Source organism: Vibrio sp. 2033, from assembly GCF_033339735.1.
The window spans coordinates 1-1,384 of sequence record NZ_JAWOVC010000082.1; the positions used below are offsets into that span (position 1 = coordinate 1).

A 1,384-nucleotide genomic window follows, 5' to 3' on the forward strand; every position below is an offset into this window, starting at 1 on the left:
AATTCGATAGAATTAACAGAATTAACGAGGTTTTTTTCTTTGACAGGAAAGTTAGTTGCAAAGCGTGCAGAGTCACGCAGTTTTTCTTACAAATGGGGCAATTTTAGGAAAGAAGCGCGCAGGTTCTTGCCTGCGCGGCTCACAATTACGATTTTTTCGCTTAGTAGATAGAGAACTTATTGGTCTTATTTAGCGTCTCGCAATTATTGAATGCGTTCTCAATAATTGGTGGGTATTTCAAGAAGCTGTTCGCAACAATGATCATCTCACCATGGTTTGAAAGATGTTGTGGCGCGTGACCTAACAGAGTTTCAGCCGCGTTGTAATTGGTGTCTAAACCACTGTGGAATGGTGGGTTGCTGATGATAAATCGGTAGTCATTGGCCGTATCTGAGTAAATGTCAGACGCAAACACGCGACCAGACAAACCGTTGGCTTCAAGCGTTGCTTGGCTTGAGGTGATGGCATACGCGTTGATATCACACATCTCAATCGCAATTTCTGGGTTTGCTTTCGCCATGAACGCGCCTAAAACACCGGCACCACAACCAAAATCGAGCACTTTGCCTGACAAGTTAGGTAAGGTTTCCAGTAGTAGACGGCTGCCTAAGTCAAACTCACCATGACTGAATCCGCCCGGTAAACTTTTTACTGTAAGTGACTGCTCACCAAGGGTTACCGTGTAAGACTTAAACCACTCTTCTTGATTGAATGGTTTTGGCTCATTTAAGCAATTACCCCAGTAGAAAGAGCAGCGGCGAGCTGAGTCGTATTTGTTCACAGGGCCATATTCTTTGAACATCTTTTCAATGCTCTTTACACCGGAACGGTTTTCACCGACAACGACAATCTCCGTGTTCACGCCCAGTTTAGCCATAAGCATCGCAAGCAAATATTCGGCTTCTGCTTTAGCTTTTGGCCAATACAGCAGGAGCATGTCGGCTTGAGTATCCACATCAAATTCAGAACCAAAATGGCTTTTTATTTTGTCTGAGTGACGGATTTGACGGAAATAGCTGTAGTTTGAAGTAAAGACTTCGACCGATTCACAGTGTGCGGTCAGTTCCAGAGGGAACATATCTTCGACTTCACCTGCAACTAAAACATGTTTTCCGTTGAAGTACTCTAGCTGACGCTGAGCGATTTGGCTTGGAGCGATATAGGCAGACATAAATTTGGTTCATCAGAAATAATTAGGGCCAGATTTTCGCACAATCTGGCCCAAGCTTGAAGCTGTTGCTTACTATTCAGTGGCGGCTAGCTGTTGTCTTGTTGGTTAAGGAAGTCTTTGAATTCCTCTTCATAGATATTAAACAGCACCATGGTGACCGCAAAAATCAGTGGGCCATAAATCAAACCAATCAAACCAAATAAGTGCAGACCA

At 43.8% G+C, this 1,384-nt stretch carries 1 protein-coding gene and 1 pseudogene; both read right to left on the reverse strand.

What is annotated here, in order from left to right; genetic code table 11:
• Positions 1 to 160 precede the first annotated feature (160 nt).
• Positions 161 to 1,171, reverse strand: a complete 1,011-nt coding sequence (gene rsmC, locus R7P74_RS24740; RefSeq protein WP_318123290.1) for a 16S rRNA (guanine(1207)-N(2))-methyltransferase RsmC — start codon at positions 1,169 to 1,171, stop codon at positions 161 to 163.
• Positions 1,172 to 1,257: 86 nt separating this feature from the next.
• Positions 1,258 to 1,384 (reverse strand): annotated as a pseudogene (locus tag R7P74_RS24745) (AI-2E family transporter); the annotation flags it as partial.

What these genes read in the sequence shown, in the direction of transcription:
- rsmC (WP_318123290.1), bottom strand. Translation starts at nt 1,171, where the DNA reads ATGTCTGCCTATATCGCTCCAAGCCAAATCGCTCAGCGTCAGCTAGAG.